Source organism: Curtobacterium sp. VKM Ac-1376 (genome assembly GCF_015351025.1).
GTDB lineage: Bacteria > Actinomycetota > Actinomycetes > Actinomycetales > Microbacteriaceae > Curtobacterium.
On the sequence record NZ_JADKRV010000060.1, the window covers coordinates 1 to 442 of the forward strand.

General features: G+C 67.4%; 1 protein-coding gene. It reads right to left on the reverse strand.

Annotation, left to right across the window (positions count from 1 at the left end; all coding sequences use genetic code 11):
• Positions 1-17 precede the first annotated feature (17 nt).
• Positions 18-442 (reverse strand): hypothetical protein (locus ITJ56_RS18140; protein WP_194632027.1); only part of this gene is annotated, 425 nt, incomplete at its 5' end.

Below are 442 nucleotides of genomic sequence, written 5' to 3' on the forward strand. Positions count from 1 at the left end.
CTGGCGACGAAGGTCAGCTACATCCGGTCCAGGCCTGCCACCGCGACGACTGTTGGCCAATCCTCACCGTCGAACTGCACGTACCGCAGCCCTGACGGCAGGGCTTGCCCGTCATCGGACGCGACGACGACGCCCTGCAGCCCGATGAGGTACCCGGAACCGCGGCTGTAGTGCACACGATCGTCGACGACGGGCATGATGATGGTGTCCGCCACCTGCTCCTCCGAGGCAAGTTCGACGACGGTAGGCCGCGACGTCGTGAGCACCGCGGCGGGCTGCCCTTCGGACCCGCCGCGCTCTTCGTGTTCTGCGTCGCGGACGTCACGATTCGCAAGCCTTTCGGCCGTCAGGAATTGCGGGCTGATCGTGCGCGTGAGTTCGCAGCTGATCAGGACACCCCGGCCGGCGCGGGACACCCCTGTCGAGCCGTCAGCGATGTGCG